The sequence below is a fragment of the Pseudomonas sp. BP8 genome, assembly GCF_017875955.1.
Classification (GTDB): domain Bacteria; phylum Pseudomonadota; class Gammaproteobacteria; order Pseudomonadales; family Pseudomonadaceae; genus Aquipseudomonas.
The window spans coordinates 3,157,854-3,175,338 of the sequence record NZ_JAGINK010000001.1 but is presented as its reverse complement, the minus strand read 5'-3'; the positions used below and the strand labels follow the sequence as shown (position 1 = coordinate 3,175,338).

Annotated in this window: 14 protein-coding genes; 10 read left to right on the top strand and 4 right to left on the bottom strand. The window is 58.6% G+C overall.

Annotation, left to right across the window (positions count from 1 at the left end; all coding sequences use genetic code 11):
* Position 1: 1 nt before the first annotated feature.
* Together J3B00_RS13885 and J3B00_RS13880 are read left to right on the top strand one after the other, a co-directional pair.
* Positions 2-1,051 (top strand): NAD(P)-dependent alcohol dehydrogenase, encoded by a 1,050-nt coding sequence (locus J3B00_RS13885; protein ID WP_209868051.1) that lies wholly within the window; start codon positions 2-4, stop codon positions 1,049-1,051.
* A gap of 131 nt (positions 1,052-1,182) precedes the next feature.
* Complete coding sequence (locus J3B00_RS13880) at positions 1,183-2,379, top strand: MFS transporter (protein WP_209868050.1); 1,197 nt, start codon at positions 1,183-1,185, stop codon at positions 2,377-2,379.
* Positions 2,380-2,919: 540 nt separating this feature from the next.
* Here the strand turns inward: J3B00_RS13880 and J3B00_RS13875 are convergent.
* Genes J3B00_RS13875 through J3B00_RS13865 form a run of 3 tightly spaced genes read right to left on the bottom strand, consistent with a single transcriptional unit; the run spans position 2,920 to position 6,279 of the window.
* A complete protein-coding gene (locus J3B00_RS13875) occupies positions 2,920-3,852 on the bottom strand; it encodes a DMT family transporter (protein WP_348635949.1) in 933 nt (310 codons plus the stop codon).
* Positions 3,853-3,900: 48 nt separating this feature from the next.
* Positions 3,901-4,878: a dipeptidase gene (locus tag J3B00_RS13870; protein ID WP_209868049.1), complete on the bottom strand. Its 978-nt coding sequence runs from the start codon at positions 4,876-4,878 to the stop codon at positions 3,901-3,903.
* A 57-nt stretch (positions 4,879-4,935) separates the two neighbouring features.
* Entirely contained in the window at positions 4,936-6,279 is a 1,344-nt protein-coding gene (locus J3B00_RS13865; protein WP_209868048.1) for an MFS transporter, read from the bottom strand.
* 238 nt (positions 6,280-6,517) lie between these two features.
* On the opposite strand from J3B00_RS13865, the gene J3B00_RS13860 reads away from it, so the two are divergent.
* Positions 6,518-7,081: a helix-turn-helix transcriptional regulator gene (locus J3B00_RS13860; protein ID WP_209868047.1), complete on the top strand. Its 564-nt coding sequence runs from the start codon at positions 6,518-6,520 to the stop codon at positions 7,079-7,081.
* A 67-nt stretch (positions 7,082-7,148) separates the two neighbouring features.
* Here J3B00_RS13860 and J3B00_RS13855 read toward each other — a convergent pair whose 3' ends face one another.
* Positions 7,149-8,087 carry a LysR substrate-binding domain-containing protein gene (locus tag J3B00_RS13855; RefSeq protein WP_209868046.1) on the bottom strand — a complete coding sequence of 313 codons (939 nt, stop codon included), beginning with the start codon at positions 8,085-8,087 and terminating at the stop codon, positions 7,149-7,151.
* Between the two features lie 248 nt (positions 8,088-8,335).
* Between J3B00_RS13855 and J3B00_RS13850 the strand changes: the two genes are divergently transcribed.
* From J3B00_RS13850 to J3B00_RS13820, 7 genes are all read left to right on the top strand, one after another.
* Positions 8,336-9,301: a LysR family transcriptional regulator gene (locus J3B00_RS13850; protein WP_209874859.1), complete on the top strand. Its 966-nt coding sequence runs from the start codon at positions 8,336-8,338 to the stop codon at positions 9,299-9,301.
* A 242-nt stretch (positions 9,302-9,543) separates the two neighbouring features.
* A complete protein-coding gene (locus J3B00_RS13845; protein WP_209868045.1) occupies positions 9,544-10,779 on the top strand; it encodes an aromatic ring-hydroxylating dioxygenase subunit alpha in 1,236 nt (411 codons plus the stop codon).
* A gap of 157 nt (positions 10,780-10,936) precedes the next feature.
* The gene (dddP, locus tag J3B00_RS13840) at positions 10,937-12,280 is read left to right on the top strand and encodes a dimethylsulfonioproprionate lyase DddP (RefSeq protein ID WP_209868044.1); all 1,344 of its coding nucleotides are present in this window, start codon (positions 10,937-10,939) and stop codon (positions 12,278-12,280) included.
* Positions 12,281-12,504: 224 nt separating this feature from the next.
* Positions 12,505-13,518, top strand: a complete 1,014-nt coding sequence (locus tag J3B00_RS13835; protein ID WP_209868043.1) for a GlxA family transcriptional regulator — start codon at positions 12,505-12,507, stop codon at positions 13,516-13,518.
* Positions 13,519-13,708: 190 nt separating this feature from the next.
* Complete coding sequence (locus J3B00_RS13830; RefSeq protein WP_209868042.1) at positions 13,709-15,028, top strand: FAD-binding oxidoreductase; 1,320 nt, start codon at positions 13,709-13,711, stop codon at positions 15,026-15,028.
* 153 nt (positions 15,029-15,181) lie between these two features.
* Complete coding sequence (locus J3B00_RS13825) at positions 15,182-16,510, top strand: MFS transporter (RefSeq protein WP_209868041.1); 1,329 nt, start codon at positions 15,182-15,184, stop codon at positions 16,508-16,510.
* 71 nt (positions 16,511-16,581) lie between these two features.
* On the top strand, positions 16,582-17,484 hold the full coding sequence (locus J3B00_RS13820; RefSeq protein WP_209868040.1) for a dihydrodipicolinate synthase family protein: 903 nt from the start codon (positions 16,582-16,584) through the stop codon (positions 17,482-17,484).
* Position 17,485: the final 1 nt, after the last annotated feature.

Below are 17,485 nucleotides of genomic sequence, written 5' to 3'. Positions count from 1 at the left end.
TATGCAAATCTACGCTTATGGCGCCCATGCGGGCGATAAACCGTTAGAACCCCTGCGCATTTCTCGTCGTGATCCCGGCCAGGAAGATGTGCTGATCGACATTGCCTATTGCGGGATCTGCCACTCGGATCTGCACCAGGTGCGCGGCGAATGGGAGGGTACGCAATTTCCGTGTGTGCCCGGCCACGAGATTGTCGGCCGTGTCGCCGCTGTAGGCGCGAAGGTCACCGGCTTCGCGCCGGGTGACCTGGTCGGCGTGGGCTGCATCGTCGACAGCTGCAAGCACTGCGAAGAATGTGCTGAAGGCCTTGAGAACTACTGCGATGGCATGATCGGCACCTACAACTTCCCGACGCCGGATGCCCCCGGCTGGACCCTCGGTGGCTACTCGCAAGCAATCGTTGTGCATCAACGCTACGCCCTGCGTATTCGCCACCCTGAGGCACAGTTGGCTGCCGTTGCGCCCCTGCTGTGCGCGGGCATCACTACCTGGTCGCCGCTGCGTCACTGGAACGCGGGCCCTGGCAAGAAAGTCGGCGTGGTGGGCATCGGTGGCCTGGGTCACATGGGCATCAAACTGGCCCATGCGCTGGGCGCACATGTGGTGGCGTTCACCACTTCCGAATCCAAGCGTGAGGCCGCCAAAAGCCTTGGTGCTGATGAGGTAGTGGTCTCAACCGATCCGCAGCAAATGGCTGCGCACCTGAAAAGCTTCGACTTGATCCTCAACACTGTCGCCGCTCCCCATGATCTGGATGCCTTGTTGGTTCTGCTCAAGCGCGATGGCGCGATGACGCTGGTGGGCGCACCGGCCTCGCCGCATCCCTCGCCCAACGTGTTCAATCTGATCATGAAGCGACGCACCCTGGCCGGTTCGATGATCGGCGGCATCCCGCAGACCCAGGAGATGCTCGACTTCTGTGCCGAGCACGGCATCGTTTCGGACATCGAACTGATCCGTGCGGAACACATCAACCAAGCCTACGAGCGGATGCTCAAAGGTGACGTCAAGTACCGTTTCGTAATCGACAACGCCACGTTGGCAGAGTGAACCATGACACGTCCGGGCAAGCGCCCGGACGTGCACCGATGTCGGCGCCTCGCAGAAACCGAAACGATCGGCGCATGCCAGGTTTGTCGGCACGCAGCACCCCTACGCTTCTCGCCCCACAGGTAGTTCCAATGACTTCTCGCTCTACAGAAAAAAGCGGCTGGAGCGCCGTGCTGGCCATGTCGTTGGCCGCATTCGCTCTGGTCGCTTCAGAATTCATGCCCGTCAGTCTGCTGACCCCCATTGCGGCAGAACTGCACATCACTGAAGGCCAGGCAGGCCAGGGCATTTCCGTGTCCGGTGCATTCGCACTGCTCACCAGCCTGGTCATTGCGGCGATTGCATCCCGCGTTGAGCGCAAGAAACTGCTGCTGTGCCTGACCTTGCTGATGATCGTCTCGGGTACCGTTGTCGCCCTCGCGCCGGGTTACCCCTCGTTCATGATTGGACGTGCCTTGATTGGTATCGCTATTGGCGGTTTCTGGTCATTGTCGGCGGCAACCGCAATGCGTCTGGTGGCGCATGATCAGGTTCCGCGGGCGCTGGCCATCGTCAATGGCGGTAACGCGCTGGCGACGGTCATCGCCGCGCCAGCCGGCAGCTTCCTGGGCTCGCTGATAGGCTGGCGCGGCGCATTTTTCTGTGTCGTTCCTGTTGCAGCGATCGCGGCTGTGTGGCTGCTGATAAGCCTTCCGTCGTTCAAGGGCGAGCGCCAGGCAGGAAACGCTAGCCCCCTGCGGCTGATGAAGCAGTGGCCGGTAGCCTTGGGCATGGTAGCCGTCAGCGTATTTTTCATGGGGCAGTTCATGCTGTTCACCTACCTGCGGCCATTTCTTGAGGGCGTCACCGGCGTCAGCGTTTCAACATTGTCCTTGATGCTCCTGGGCCTGGGGCTTGCCGGTTTTCTCGGGACCTTTCTGATCGAGAAATTCATTGGCCAGGGCCTCTACCGCACGCTGACGGTCATCCCGCTGATCATGGCGGTCATTGCGCTGGCGCTAGTGAGCTTCGGCGCCTCGCCGTTGTTGACCGCAGTGCTGCTCGGTCTGTGGGGGCTTGTTGCTACTGCTGCTCCCGTTGGCTGGTGGACCTGGATGGCGCGAACGCTTCCCGATGATGCTGAAGCCGGTGGAGGCTTGCTCGTGGCCATCGTGCAACTGGCGATCGCCAGTGGGGCCATCATTGGCGGCCTGGCATTTGATCTGAGCGGTTACAAAGCCACATTCGAGTTAAGCGCAACGGTATTGGTCGCGGCGTCTGTACTCGCGTGGCTGGCCGGCCGCAGTGCGACTGAAGTTCACCTGCCCGAGTCGAACGCGACCGCCTGACCAGATCAACGAGCGCGGCCCCCTGTAGGAGCGGGCTTGCCCCGCGAACACCGGCAAAGCCGGTGCCCTACACCGCGGTGGCTGAGCCGGCCTCTTCGCGGGGCAAGCCCGCTCCTACAGGATTGGAGGCGTGCTCGTAGCCATCGTGCCACTGACAATCATTGGCGGCCTGGCATTTGATCTGAGCGGTTACAAAGCCACCTTCGAGCCTGACCAGATCAACAAGCGCGGCCCCCTGTAGGAGCGGGCTTGCCCCGCGAACACCGGCAAAGCCGGTGCCCTACACCACGGTGGCTGAGCCGGCCTCTTCGCGGGGTTCAAGCCCGCTCCTACAGGTTTGGAGGCCTGCTCGTGGCCATCGTGCCACTGACAATCATTGGCGGCCTGGCATTTGATCTGAGCGGTTACAAAGCCACCTTCGAGCCTGACCAGATCAACAAGCGCAGCCCCCTGTAGGAGCGGGTTTGCCCCGCGAACACCGGCAAAGCCGGTGCCCTACACCACGGTGGCTGAGCCGGCCTCTTCGCGGGGCAAGCCCGCTCATACAGGGGTGGTGGTGTGCTCGTGGTCATCGTGCAACTGGCGACCGCTGCTCCTGAACGAAAGCATCCCCCCGACCACCACCAATGCCGCACCCGCCACCAGTCCGACACTCAACGTTTCACCAAACACCATGACGCCGATAGCCGCAGCAAATACCAGCAAGGTGTAGTTGAAAGGCTGCAGCGTGACCGCAGGCGCAAATTTCAGCGCTTGGAGAAACAGAAGCTGGGCGCTGATCCCGGTAACACACAACACTGCGATCATTCCCCACTGGGCAGGCGAAGGCGTAATCCATTGCGACACGCCAATTACCGTTGAAGCAATCGCCCCCCACAAGCCCATAAACAGTGTGTTGGTCGCAAACGAGTCTTCCTGGCTGATCTTGCGAGTGATAATGCTGAACAAAGCGAACATCAACGCGCAGCCTAGCGGTATCAGCCCTGCAAGGCTGAAAACCCCTGCCCCTGGTCGCAAGATCAATAATGTTCCGATGAACCCTACCAGTGCCGCTAACGACTGTCTCAAGGTCAGGCGTTCTCGCAAGAACAGCCACGCCAGGCCAAGCGTCAGCAGTGGGAATATGGCGTAGATCGCATGGGTCTCCGCAAGCCCCAGGTATTTCAGCGCGTACCCGAACAACACGATCTCCAGCACAGCAAGCACTGAACGCCAACCTTGCAGCCAGGGATGGGCGCAGCGCAATGTGTTACGCAAGCCTCCGTTGCACGCGCAGTAGCACAAGGCGAAGAGCAGAAAGAACCAATAACGGATCATCACCAATTGCCCGACAGGTATGTCTTTCACTAACGTCTTCGTAATGCCGTCCTGAGCGGCAAAGATGAACATGGACAGTAGGCACAGGCCTATGCCGACCTGAACAGTATTGCGCGAACAACGATTGACGCGAAGATTTTGCTCCACACTACTCACAAGGTATCTCCACAGACACTGTAGGCTGGGGTGAGCCGCACTGGGCGCTCACTCACCCCAGACCTCTTTGAACACCCGCACCCAGTTTTCACCCATGACCTTGCGCACCACCCGCTCCGGGTGCCCGCGCTTGAGCAGCGTCTCGGTGAGGTTGGGGAACTCGCCTACCGTCCGAATACCCAGCGGGTTGATGATCTTGCCAAAGCGTGTGAGGCGTCGTGCATAGCCCTTGTCATGGGTCAGATACTCGAAAAAGCTCTGGTCATGACCTTGAGTGAAATCAGTACCGATGCCTATGGCATCTTCACCGACGATGTTCATGATGTATTCGATAGCTTCGGCAAAATCGTCGATGGTTGCGTCTATCCCCTTGGCCAAGAAGGGCGTAAACATGGTGACACCGACAAAACCGCCATGGTCAGCGATGAACTTCAGCTCCTGATCGGTCTTGTTGCGTGGATGCTCCTTTAGACCCATCGGCAGGCAATGCGAGTAAGTAACGGGCTTGCTTGATGTCAGGATCACCTCTTCACTGGTGCGCGACCCCACATGAGACAGATCGCACATCATGCCAACCCGGTTCATCTCGGCGACGACCTCGCGGCCGAACCCTGATAATCCGCCATCACGCTCATAGCTGCCGGTTCCGACCAGGTTCTGCGTGTTGTAGCAGAGCTGAACGATACCTACGCCCAGTTGCTTGAACAGCTCCACGTAGCCGATCTGGTCCTCGAAGGCGTGAGCGTTCTGGAAGCCAAGCAAGATACCGGTTTTGCCCAACGCCTTGGCCTTGTGAATATCCGCCGTGGTACGTACCTGCATGACCAGGTCACTGTTGTCGCGGATCAGCTTCTGGCTCGCGGCGATGGTGTCCATGGTCTTTTGAAAGCCTTCCCACACCGAGACCGTGCAATTGGCTGTGGTCAGGCCACCCTTGCGCATATCTTCGAACAGTTCACGGTTCCATTTGGCGATAATCAAGCCGTCGATAACGATACTGTCGTCGTGTACTTCACGCGCATTCATCTAGCAGCTCCTATCTGGAAAACGTGCGTGGAACCTTCCACGCACAGTTTGCTTACGTCAGACCGACTGCCTGACCCGTTTCAGACCTTGCGCAGGCTCAACTTCTGGTTCGCCATGCAGCGAAATCCGTGAGGTTTCCGGCAGCGCCAAGCCGCCCGCCAGGGCCAGCAGAGCAATGACGACCAAGTAGAAGGCAGGTGCCAGGCTGCTGCCGCTCTGGTTGATCAGCCAGGTGGCGACCAAAGGCGCGGTACCGCCGAACAAGGTGTAGGCAACGTTGTAGGTAATCGCCGAGGCGGTGTAACGGTTGCGTGTGGGGAACACCTCAGAGAGCAGCGCCGCCGTCACGACCCCGGACAGGACCGCGCCTACAGCGAGCAGGACAACACCCAGAATCGCCGCCGGCATTTGCCCGGAACTCGCCAGCCAGTATGCGGGGAATACCGTCAGAATCACCCAGAGGCAGGTCGTTGCGACAGTCTTGCGCCGACCAAATCGATCCGAGAAAGCCCCTGCGGCCGGGCAGGCCCCCGCCGCGAACAGCAACGCTATCGTCGACACTATCAACGACTGAGACCGGCTCAGGTGCCCGACCACCTGAAGGTATGTCGCAAAGTAGGTGGAGAACATGTAGAAGGACAGCGCGGTGAGCGAGATGAACGCGCCGAGCCGCAGGATCATGCCTTTCTGCTGCTGCAGGGTTTCGCGCAGGGGTGAGTGAGCATGCTGTTTGTCTTCGGCCATGGCCTGACGAAAGGCTGGAGTCTCCTCCATCTTCCAGCGCAGATACAAACCTACCAAGCCCAATGGCGCTGCGGCGAGAAAGGGTACCCGCCAGCCCCAGCTAGCCATGGCTTCGGCCGACAGGCTGGCCTCAAGCAGGTAGGCCATGACCGCAGCGCAGGCAAAGGCCGAAAAGGTCGATACCGGAATGAAACTGCCATACCAGGCACGCTTGTGATTCGGAGCGTGCTCCATCAGATAGGCGCATGCACCCGCATATTCTCCCCCCGCAGAAAAGCCCTGAACACAGCGGGTGAGTGTCAACAGCACCGGCGCCATCAGGCCAATGCTTGCGTAAGTAGGAAGCAAGCCGATCACCGTTGTGGCGCCCGCCATCATCAGTACGGTTGCCGAGAGAACACGTTTACGTCCAAGGCGATCGCCGAGCGCGCCGAAAAAAATGCCGCCCAGCGGCCGCAGGGCGAACGCCACCGCGAACACTGCGAAGGTTTGTAACAAGGCCGCGTTAGGGTCGGCGCTCGAGAAGAATTGCTTGGCAATGACCGTAGCGAGAAATCCATATACCGCAAAATCGAACCATTCAACAAAGTTACCTACTGCCGCAGCAGCGATAACCTTACGCAGTGTAGCCGGAGATACATTTATTGTTTCGCTCATCGTGTGTGCTCTCCTCGGTTATTGTAATTAAACAGGATGGGCAGCATAAATTTTGGACAAGTAATTATTTGAATTCGCTTATTGGAGCACGGCTGGACCAAGCCCTTCCGGCCTCTTCATTGGGCACTTGCGGTGGAAATCGGCTTGGTGTCATGATAGGTACACCGCGCCGCAGGCACCAGACTTCCTGATTACCTAGGTAATTGACGCCAGGCACTCATCAAGTAGCGGAGCATGCATGTTTGAACAAGACCGTTTGAATCCGGACTCTCTATTCAGCCACCTACCTGTCGCAGTGATCATCGCGCGCCATCGGGTAATTCTTAATTGCAATATTCGCGCGCTGAAGATGTTCCGCGCAGACGAAGCGCAGATAATCGGCGCCTCATTTGCAGTGCTGTACCCCGAGCAGAAAGACTTTGAAACCGCGGCGGAGCATTTCGGCCCCCTGCTCTCCAGGCATGCCGACTTCGAAGATGACCGCCTCATGCGCCGCCTTGACGGGACGCATTTCTGGGTCACGGTGCGCGGCTACGGATTCATTGAAGATAACCCATACGAGCTGGCGGCTTGGGTATTCACAGAGGCTGCCAACAAAGAGCAGGCGGTGTTCAGGGACAGGGTCAGCCTCACTGCCCGTGAACGAGACGTGGCCGCCCTGCTGGTTGATGGCCTGACGAGCAAGGAAGCTGCGAGAAACCTAGGTATCAGCCCCAGGACGGTCGACATTCACCGCGCAAGCCTGCTACGCAAATATTCAGTCAGTTCCACCCAGGAACTTATTCGGCGCATCGTCAACTAGGCATCCCCGGCGCAACCCGCTCTACCCGGAGGGGCCAGCCCCCGGGTGAGACGAACATCAGACGCACTCAGCGTGGATCATCCCGCCTGAGGTACTCAGTCTGTGCCAACAGCCACTCGCGCATGCACAGCATCTGCGGCTCCATTGCCGGGTCGCGGTTGTACACGAAGTAGTGCTTTCTATCGTGCGCGAGCAAACGGTCGGGAAGCGGCCGTACCAAAGCCCCGGTGTCGAGCTGGTGCTGTACCAGGTGGCGCCAGGCCAAGCCGACGCCTTGGCCTTGAAGGACCGCGTCGAGAAGCACTGAAAAATGACTGAAGCTCATCGACTGACGATTGACAGAGGCGACTACCCCCAACTGCTTGAACCAATAGCCCCAGTCCATAGGCGCCCATAAACGGGCGCCCCAGTGCTGTGCGTTGAGGTCAAGCAGAGGAACTTCGCTCAGCTCGCCAAGGCCATTTATGCCTGGATGCCGAGCGAGGAAGTCTGGCGTGCATACCGGGAAAATCTCTTCGGAGAACAGATAAGTCGCCGCATATTGGGGGTGTTCTTCCAACCCAAGCGTGATGGCAGCCTGGAAGCGCTCCCGGTAATCAGGGTTGGTCTCACTGCTGATCATATTCAGTTTCAGCTCAGGACAAGCCTGGCGCAGCGAGCTCAAACGCGGCATCAACCACAGCTGGGCAAATCCTCCGGTGGTGGACAACGACAGGTAATCCGTAGCGGTATTGTTGAGCAGTGCATAGGACGCCGTGCTGAGGCTCAAGAACGCAGACGATGCCGCGTCGTACAGCGCGCGGCCTTCAGGGGTCAATGCCACCTGGCGGTTCAGGCGTGCAAACAGCTTCAGTCCGTAGAACTCTTCAAGCACCTGGATCTGCCGGCTCACCGCCGCCTGGGTCACGAACAGCTCCTCAGCCGCTCGCTTGAAACTGTGGTGGCGCGCAGCGGCTTCGAACGTTTTCAATGCGTTCAGCGGTGGCAGATGCCTGGCGAAGTTCATGATGACTCACGGCGGGTGATGATCAGCTAGCTTACGCGCAGGCCATAGCCCGTCCTAGACCCAGCATGGCGAAAAAGCGAGAATCCATAACTATAAGTTAAGTGAATGAGGTGCAAATCTCGTTTGTCAGCCCAGCACCGCGCCCTGAGAATCACACACACGCTGCAAAGACGGGTGCGCCATGGAAAAGCAGTCCCCTGAAGCGATCTCGGTCGCATCAAGGCATGTTTGCAAGGGAGTTAATCATGTTGAACCGTCACGTTGACCCTGACACCCTGCTGCTGCGAATGCCGTCTTTGCGGGCGGTGAAGGCGTTTGTCGGGGCGGCCAAATACGGGAGTTTCACGCGTGCAGCCGAGGCCCTGTGTGTTACCCAGGCAGCGATCAGTCGGCAGATTCGTGAATTGGAGGAGTGCCTCGGGGCGCAACTGTTCGTGCGCAGTGGACGGACTGTCGAGCTGACGCCTGCGGGCGCGGTGTTTTTTGAAGCCGCTCAGCTGTCGTTCGTCAACATCGCCCAAGCGGCAGACCGGGTGCGCAATGCGCCAATGCAAAAGCATATTCTCACCATATGCTGCTCGCCGGCCTTCTCGGCCTTCTGGCTTTCGCAGCACCTGCCGGAGTTTCGCGTCAACCATCCTGATATCGAGCTCAACCTCATCACCACCCAGAACTTTGTCAACATGGAACCTGGGGTGGAACCGGACATCATCATTTCGAAACTTTCGTCACCCGGTGTCGGCTACAAAAGTTACCCGCTGTGCCATGACGTCATCTACCCGATCTGTTCGCCTGCTTATCTGCAACAGCACCCGGAAGTGGCAACGCTTGAAGGGTTGCGCAATGCTGATCTGCTCGACTTGAGCCCCTTTGGAAGATCGGGGGTAGCCGAACATGTTGATTGGGGCGTGTGGCTGGCGCTGCATAACGTAGATATTGACGAGCGACCTGCTGACAGTCCGCCGCTGTTTCATGCCAATGACTACAACCTGATCATCAACATGGTGCTCACCCATCAAGGCGTCGCGTTAGGCTGGAATCAACTGGTCAGTGCCATGGTAGATAAAGGCATGCTGGTGCGCCCAGTGGCCGAACAGACAACGCTGCGCAATAGCCTGCATTACCTCGCCTGCCGCGAAAGCACTGCCAGCGACGACGCGTGCGTAAGGGTGCGCGACTGGGTTTTGTCCAAGTTTGCGCGCTGGTGCATTTGACTGCGCTCACCGACTGTCAGTGCCAAGGGTTACCGTTTGATTCATAACGCCAAATCATCGAAGAGCGTTTAAAAAAGTCGTTTGCTGCACTGCCGGAGCTGGCGTAACTTTTAAATCACATAAGGTTATGCCATTTAACATACCCCGCGCGACCGGCATTGTGTACTTCGCCGGCCTAGCCCAAGAATACTAGCACCGCATATTCGTCGTGGGTCTAACAGACGGATGATGGGAGGATAATAATGAATAGCAAAGAATCCGTGATTGGCCTCATTCAAAAAAGAAAAGCGCGGCATTCGCTCCCGCGCGAACTCTATATAAATCCTGAAGTATATCGCCATGATCTGGAGCAGATCTGGCACAAGGATTGGGTATTCGCCGGGCACACCTTTGAGATCGAGAAACCTGGGCAGTACTTCACCTTGCAAATTGGTGACTACCCGGTTGCGGTGGTGATGGGCAAGGATGGTCAGGTTCGGGCTTTCCACAACGCCTGTCGACACCGTGGCGCCAAGGTGTGTGAGCATGCAAAGGGCAAGGTCGCCAAAATGGTCTGCCCTTACCATAAGTGGACCTTCGAGCTGGATGGCAACCTGCTGTTCGCCGGTAACATGGGCGCTGATTTTGACAAGTCGCAGTACAGCCTGAAGACGGTGCACTGTGAAATCGTCCATACCTATATTTATGTGTGCGTCGCAGAGGTTGCACCCGACTTCGAGGCTTTCCGTGCATCGGTCAGCCCCTTCATTGCCCCGCATTTCCTTGAAAACTGCAAAGTTGCGTTCGAGTCGAACCTTGTCGAGAAAGGCAACTGGAAGCTTGTTTTCGAAAACAACCGTGAGTGTTTCCACTGCGACGGTACCCACCCGGAATTGATGAACTCCTTCGTCGAAAACCTCTCCGTGGCCGGGGTGGGAGGCGACGATGATCCAGAGCTGACCGCCCACTGGAGCCGCTGCGAAAGCGCCGGCATGCCAAGCCGCCTGCTGATGGACCCCAATGGCCGCTTCCGCATGACGCGTATTCCGCTGTCGGCAGGTGCTGTCAGCTACACCATGGATGGCAAGCCTGCCGTGGCAGGACGACTCGACCAAAGCGGTGAAGAAGACATTGGCGCGTTGTTGTATTTCAATTACCCGTCAACCTGGAATCACTTTCTCGGCGACCACGCCTTGAGTTTCCGCGTGCTGCCAATCGGGCCAGGCGAAACCTTGGTAACCACCAAGTGGCTGGTGCCAAAGACAGCGGAGGAAGGCGTCGATTACGACCTCGACCGCCTCACCAAGGTATGGCTGGCCACCAATGATCAGGATCGCCAATTGGTGGAGGGAACGCACGCTGGCGTCAGCTCGCCATCCTATGAGCCCGGCCCCTTCTCTGAAAATGCCGAAAACGGCGTCTGCCAGTTTGACGACTGGTACTGCGAGACACTGCTGAACCGGCTGCAAGGGCCGATCCCTCTGCGCTCAGTTGGCTGAGGCAAGCAGGTCTTTCAAATCTAGTCTCGCTTGACTACACCGGGGCTGCTCTGCAGCCCTGACGCGCTCGCATTCACGCCCCTCGTAGCGCGTGCTGCATCAAAGGCGTGACGCGCGATCGCTGATCAGAACAATAACAAGATCACCGGAGCCGCTAATGACCTCACCGTTTTCCATCGCACCTGACAATCGCCGCATCGACCCGGCCAGGCGTTTCGCCGCCGCCCTGAAAGCCGATGGTTCACCTGATGACAATGACCGCGCGGAGATTGGCCCGACCCCGCTCGCATTCGCGGAATGGGCGGCGCTGGCGCTGCCACCACCCCATTTGCCGACCCTGCGTGAATATCGCCTGAAACGGATCCAGCAACAGCTGGTGGCGCGCGACCTGGCCGGCATTCTGCTATTCGATCCGTTGAACATTCGCTACGCCACCGACACCACCAACATGCAGCTGTGGACCACCCACAACCCCGCCCGTGCCTGCTTCGTCGCAGCCAGCGGACATGTCGTGCTGTGGGACTTTCATGGCTGCGACCACCTCAGTGCGCACCTGCCACTGGTGACTGAACTGCGCAGTGGCGCATCCTTTTTCTATTTCGAGACCGGTGACCGCACTGATGAACATGCGCGTCGCTTCGCGCTGCAGGTGGACGAGCTGCTGCGCCAGCATGGCGGCACAAACCGTCGATTGGCGGTGGACCGTATCGAGTTGTCAGGCGTGCGCGCGCTCGATGCACTTGGCGTGCAACTGCACAATGGCCAGGAAGTAACCGAGTTCGCGCGGGCGATCAAAGGCCCCGACGAAATCAAGGCCATGCGCTGCGCCGTTGCTTCCTGCGAGGCAGCGATAGGCGAAATGCATCAGGCAATGCGCGCAGGCGTGACGGAAAATGATGTCTGGGCTGCACTGCACGCAGGCAACATCCGCCGAGGCGGTGAGTGGATCGAAACACGCATCCTCAGCTCTGGCCCGCGCACCAACCCCTGGTTCCAGGAGTCTGGACCGCGGGTGCTGAGCGATGGTGATCTGCTGTCCTTCGACACCGACCTGATTGGTGTCTATGGCATGTGTGTCGACATGTCGCGCAGCTGGATCTGTGGCGGGCTTGAACCGACGGCCGAGCAGAAACGGCTGTACCGAATTGCCCACGAGCACATCAGCCATAACATAGCGTTGGTCAAACCCGGCGTAAGCTTCAGCGAGTTGACCGCCCTCGCCCACCGCCTTCCCGAGTCGTGCCGCGCTCAACGCTATGGCGTGCTGTTCCATGGCGTCGGGTTGTGCGATGAGTATCCGTGCATACGTTATCCGGAAGATCTTGAATCCTATGGATATGAAGGCGTGCTGGAGCCTGGCATGGCCCTCTGCGTCGAGGCCTACATCGGGGAAGTCGGCGGCCGCGATGGCATCAAGCTGGAGAACCAGCTACTGGTGACCGAGACCGGTTACGAGCTGCTGACCCATTACCCGTTTGATGAGAGTTTCTTGCGCGACTGAGCGCTTGCGGCTGCCGACAGCGCGTTGTCTTGGCCGGCGACGCGGCTGCTTGAATAACCATGGGTTATCAATCGTGCCGTGGAAATGTTGTTGGACGCTGCCGGCCATCAATAATAGATTTGACATCAAGCTTTTGAAACATCCCGTGCAGCACAACAATAATTATTGGGCAAAGATTCTGTATCAGGATCTTCAGCCGAGCCTTTTACGGCAGCGTGACGACTATGAAAAGTTTAGTGAAGGATTTCAGCCTCAAATTTGCTGACAGAAATTTGCGGTATACCACCTCGAACAATACGACCCGCAAGCCTTCAAAAATCGGCTTTCTACTGCTCGAGAATTTTTCACTTCCTTGCTTTACCCAGTCGTTGGATGTTCTGGTTACGGCTAATGTTATCCAGCCCGGTTCGGTCAGGGTGCATACCTTCAGCCAGAACAACGCTGAAGTCATGAGTGACCTGGCCATCCCGATCAGGCCCGATACCCCTTTGACAGATGTACGTCTGGCCGACCTTGACCTGATGATCATCTGCGGCGGGCTGCGTACCCCGCGCGCCGTGCCGCCTTGGCTGGTGACCTTGCTGCAGAAACTGGCGAGCCTGCCCATGACCCTCGGGGGTCTTTGGAATGGTGCCTGGTATCTGGGCAAAGCCGGCCTGCTGGATGGTTACCGCTGCGCGATACATCCCGAGCAACGCACCGCGCTTGCCGAGCGCTCACCCCATGCAAATGTTTCGTTGGACACGCTGGTGTTCGATCGCGATCGGTTGACGGCGGCGACACCGGCCGGTGCTTTTCAGATGATGCTCACATGGCTGACCAAGTGCGCCGGGAGCAACCTGGCCGATGCAGTGCTCGACATGCTCGACTATGACCAGTCACGTTATCGCAGCAGCGCCAATTCAAGCCGACAGCGCCTGACCTCGCCCCTGCGCGAGATCATCACGCTGATGGAATCGAACCTGGAAGAGCCGATTGAGCCGGAGCAACTTTCACAGTATGTAGGGCTGTCCCAGCGGCAGATTCAACGGCTGTTTCGTGACCAACTGGCAACAACGCCGCAAAAGTATTACCTGCAGTTCAGGATTACCGAGGCCCGTCGTTTGATACAGAACTCGAGCGCCTCGATCGTCGATGTCGGCCTTGCCTGCGGTTTTGTTTCCAGCAGCCATTTCAGCAAATGCTACAGCGCTTTATTTGGCTATCCGCCCTCTCGCGAGGCGCGTTACGAGCTGTAGTGCTGACGCGCTGTCAGCACGTCTGATCAACCGCTGATTATTGAGTATTCAGAACCAGGCTCTGTGCGAGCCGGCTGGGCTTGCTCGCCCGCCGACAGGCGAACTGATCGCTGCGGGTAAACAGATATTTCCCGAACTCTTCGCTACAGGCCTCATCAGGGCTGGACCGACTGCCACAGGACCTTGAGACATGACAAAAATATCCTCACTGCCTGCCGACGATACAACCTGTGGGTGGTATCACCTCAGCAAAGGTCGGCCAGTCAGCCCAGCGCATCGGGGTAATACCAGCGCCCGCTGGGTAATCGTCGGTGCCGGTTTCACCGGCTTGGCGACTGCGCGGCAGTTGGCTGAGCACTTCCCTGACGAGCAGATCGTGCTGATCGAAGCGCAGGAAGTGGGTTTCGGTACTTCCGGGCGTAACGCAGGTTTTGTTATCGACCTGCCGCATGACATCGGTGCGCCGGACTATATAGGCGATATCAATATCGCGAAAACCACGATGAAGCTGAACCTGACCGGTAAAAACTACTTGAAGGCGCTGGTCGAGCAGTTTGATATCGATTGCCAGCTGAAACACTGTGGCAAGTATCAGGCTGCCGTCGAGAACCGCGGTATCGCCGTCCTCGATGCCTACCGCAGCGGCCTCGACAAGCTCGACCAGCCCTACCAGATGATCGAAGGCAGTGAACTACCGGATCATATCGGTACGCACTTTTACCGTAAGGCGCTGTTCACCCCCGGGACGTCCCTTGTCCAGCCCTCGGCGTTGGTCAAGGGCTTGGCTGACACCCTGCCTAAGAATGTGACGCTGTATGAAAATACGCCCATTACCGAGGTGGAATACGGCCAAAAGACGCTGCTCAAGCATGCCCACGGTTCAATCATTGCCGACAAGCTGATCCTGGCCAACAACGCCTTCGGCATGAGCTTTGGTTTCCTCAAGGGGCGCATGCTGCCTGTCTTCACCTACGCCAGCCTGACCCACCCCATGAGCCAGGATGAACAGGCTCGTTTGGGCGGCAAAGCGTATTGGGGGGTCATCCCAGCGGACCCGTTCGGCACAACGGTGCGCCGCACACCGGATAACCGCTTGCTGATTCGCAACAGTTTCAGCTTCAACCCTGATGGACGAAGCAATCCCAAATACCTGGAGCGGTTCGTCAAACGCCACCGTGCCTCGTTCGAACGTCGTTTCCCGATGTTGCCGGGCCTGCAGTTCGCTTACACCTGGGGCGGCGCGCTGGCATTGTCGCGCAATCACGAAGGCTATTTTGGCGAGTTGCGCGCAAACGTCTATGGCGCCCTGGGCTGCAACGGGCTGGGGGTTACCCGCGGTACGGCCACCGGCAAGCTGATGGCCGATTGGCTGGCCGGCGAGCGCTCGGAGCTGATCGATTTTGTTCTGGGCGCCGCCGGCCCCTGCGCAAACCCACCGGCGCCGCTGGTCAACGTCGGCGTCAACCTCAACCTCAAATGGGGACAGTTCAGAGCCGGACAGGAAGGTTGAGTGTGCTCGCACGCTCGCCCGTAACACCCACATAACAATAACGACCACCGCCATCGCTCACTGAGTTTTTGAGTCGGCCTCTCGACCCCGGACGCTTGCACGTCATGTGGATTCGCTCTGCCCAAACCCAAAAAGGCAATATCAGGTACAAGAATGACAAGCCCTTATATTTCAGTTGAAGATGAACCGCTCAATCCGTTCCACAAGCTATTGACCCTGCGCTCCGGCGGGGGCTCTTTCGTCGATGGGTATGTACTGAGCATTATCGGCGTTGCCCTGGCGCACATTTCCGCCTCGCTGGCGCTCACCAGCTTCTGGGAGGGCCTGATCGCCTCATCGGCGTTGATCGGGATCTTTTTTGGCGGCTTTCTCGGCGGTTGGCTGACCGACCGCCTCGGCCGCAGGCGTCTGTTCTTTGTCGGCCCGGTGCTGTTTGTGGTCGCCTCTGTGGCTCAATTCTGGGCTGAAAGTGCGATTGCAATCTTTGTATTGCGGTTGATCATCGGGGTTGCCGTGGGTATCGAATACCCGGTTGCGACCTCGCTGCTGGTCGAGTTCATGCCCAAGAAGTATCGCGGACCTCGCCTGGCCATGCTGACGATTCTCTGGTTCGCCGGCGCAGCGAGCGCCTACATAGCGGGCGAAGTGATCCTGCGGGTTGGCGGCGACGAAGCCTGGCGTTGGGTGCTGGCCAGTTCGGCCATTATTGGCGCCGCGCTGCTGGTGATCCGTCTGGGCACGCCGGAGTCGCCTCGGTGGCTGCTGAGCAAGGGCCGAGCGGCCGAAGCCGAGGCCGTCATCAAGCAAGTCTACGGGCCGGAATTTTCGCTGAAAAACCTGCCAGAGCAGGACACCAAGTTCAAGGTCACCATCTGGAATCTGCTGTATTCGGGATACGGCAAGCGGATGCTGTTCGTCATTGTGTTCTGGACGTGCTGCATTATTCCCCTGTTCGCCGTCTATGCCTTCGCCCCGAAGGTATTGGCCGCACTGAACGTCAAGGGCGACAGCGCGTCGATCGGCTCAGTGCTGATCACGCTGTTCTTCGTTGTCGGCTGCATCATCGCCACGCGCATCATCAATCGCATCGGCCGGCGCAGCATGTTGATCTACAGCTTCCTGTTCTCGGGGCTGGCGTTGATGTGCCTGGGTGCGTTCCATGCCAGCGCCGGCATCTTCATTCTGCTCTTCTTCGCCGTTTACGCCTTGTTCATTGGCGGTGCGCAAGTGCTCACCCTGGTCTATCCGAATGAACTGTTCCCCACCGAAATCAGGGCGTTTGCAGTTGGGGTCGGCACCTCTTTCTCGCGTATCGGCGCTGCCATCGGCACTTACCTGGTCCCTATTTCGCTCGATGTGCTGGGCATTGCGCAAACCATGTATGCAGCGGCCGGGATCACATTGGTCGGGCTGGTGTTGTCGTGGGCTCTGGCTCCCGAAACACGCTCTCTCAATCTCCAGCAAGCAGCGTCCTTAGGCTGATATCACCTCAATGCGCCAAGCCAGGCTCGGCGCGGTTTCACTGGTAGTGACACTCATCAGGAGCGGTAAACATGAAATTCGAAGGCATTTATACCCCGGCAATCACCCCGCTGGCCGCAGACGGCTCCATCGACAAGGCGGCGTTCGCCGAGGTTCTGGAATACCTGGTTGAAGCGAAGATCCATGGCGTGATCATCGGCGGCTCCACCGGTGAATACTATGCCCACACCGCCCAGGAGCGCTTCGAGCTGGCCGCGCAGGCCAAAGACGTGCTCAACGGCCGCCTGCCGCTGATCGTCGGCACCGGTGGCATCCGCACTGAAGATGCAGTGGCGTTCGCCAAGCACGCCAAGGAAATCAAGGCTGAAGCGTTGCTGGTCGGCACCCCGCCCTACGCGCTGCCGACTCAGCAGGAAATCGCCATCCACGTCAAAGCCGTGGACCAGGCCGCCGGCCTGCCGATCATGCTCTATAACTACCCAGGCCGGATGAGCGTGAGCATGGGCGAGGAATTCTTCGACGCGGTCGCTGACGTCAAGAACATCGTCGCCATCAAGGAAAGCTCCGGTGACATGGCCCAGCTGCACCGTCTGGCCATTCACCGGCCAAACATCGCCGTGTCGTGCGGTTGGGACGACCAGGCCCTGGAATTCTTCGCCTGGGGCGCGCAAAGCTGGGTCTGTGCCGGCTCCAACTTCATCCCGCGTGAGCACGTAGCACTGTACGAGGCCTGTGTGATCGAAAAGGACTTTGCCAAAGGCCGGCGCATCATGGCTGAGCTGATGCCGCTGATGGACTTCCTCGAAGGGGGCAAGTTCGTCCAATCGATCAAGTACGGCAGCGAGCTGCAAGGCCTGCGCAGCGGCGGCGTACGCGCCCCGTTGCAAGGCTTGGACGACAGCGAGAAAGCAGCACTGAAAGACGTTGTCACCACCCTCAAGCGCAACATCGCCCAGATCACCGGAGGTGCCTGAA

What these genes read in the sequence shown, in the direction of transcription:
- J3B00_RS13835 (WP_209868043.1), top strand. Translation starts at nt 12,505, where the DNA reads ATGAAAAGTTTAGTGAAGGATTTCAGCCTCAAATTTGCTGACAGAAAT.
- J3B00_RS13860 (WP_209868047.1), top strand. Translation starts at nt 6,518, where the DNA reads ATGTTTGAACAAGACCGTTTGAATCCGGACTCTCTATTCAGCCACCTA.
- J3B00_RS13830 (WP_209868042.1), top strand. Translation starts at nt 13,709, where the DNA reads ATGACAAAAATATCCTCACTGCCTGCCGACGATACAACCTGTGGGTGG.
- dddP (WP_209868044.1), top strand. Translation starts at nt 10,937, where the DNA reads ATGACCTCACCGTTTTCCATCGCACCTGACAATCGCCGCATCGACCCG.
- J3B00_RS13825 (WP_209868041.1), top strand. Translation starts at nt 15,182, where the DNA reads ATGACAAGCCCTTATATTTCAGTTGAAGATGAACCGCTCAATCCGTTC.
- J3B00_RS13855 (WP_209868046.1), bottom strand. Translation starts at nt 8,087, where the DNA reads ATGAACTTCGCCAGGCATCTGCCACCGCTGAACGCATTGAAAACGTTC.
- J3B00_RS13820 (WP_209868040.1), top strand. Translation starts at nt 16,582, where the DNA reads ATGAAATTCGAAGGCATTTATACCCCGGCAATCACCCCGCTGGCCGCA.
- J3B00_RS13885 (WP_209868051.1), top strand. Translation starts at nt 2, where the DNA reads ATGCAAATCTACGCTTATGGCGCCCATGCGGGCGATAAACCGTTAGAA.
- J3B00_RS13880 (WP_209868050.1), top strand. Translation starts at nt 1,183, where the DNA reads ATGACTTCTCGCTCTACAGAAAAAAGCGGCTGGAGCGCCGTGCTGGCC.
- J3B00_RS13845 (WP_209868045.1), top strand. Translation starts at nt 9,544, where the DNA reads ATGAATAGCAAAGAATCCGTGATTGGCCTCATTCAAAAAAGAAAAGCG.
- J3B00_RS13870 (WP_209868049.1), bottom strand. Translation starts at nt 4,878, where the DNA reads ATGAATGCGCGTGAAGTACACGACGACAGTATCGTTATCGACGGCTTG.
- J3B00_RS13865 (WP_209868048.1), bottom strand. Translation starts at nt 6,279, where the DNA reads ATGAGCGAAACAATAAATGTATCTCCGGCTACACTGCGTAAGGTTATC.